We start from the raw sequence: 238 nt of genomic DNA on the forward strand, positions 1-238 counted from the left end.
CGTCTTGTCGCTGCGCATTGCGATGCGTTTGAACTCCTTGAGCTTGCCGAAGAAGTTCTCTATCAAGTGACGCCATTTGTAGACCTCCCGATCAATCTCCAAAGGTGATCGCCGACGCGGCATCTGTGAGATCACCACCTGTGCGCCGCGCTTGTCCAGCTCCTGGATCAACCAGTTCACATCGAAGGCCTTGTCGGCCAGCAAGGCATCAAAGCGCACATCGGCGATCAGCTCCTTC

General features: G+C 55.9%; 1 pseudogene. It reads right to left on the bottom strand.

The features are described from left to right. A pseudogene (locus ACYZGB_RS23015) lies at window positions 1-238 on the bottom strand (IS5/IS1182 family transposase); the annotation flags it as partial.

Source organism: Acidovorax sp. Q11, assembly GCF_054950075.1.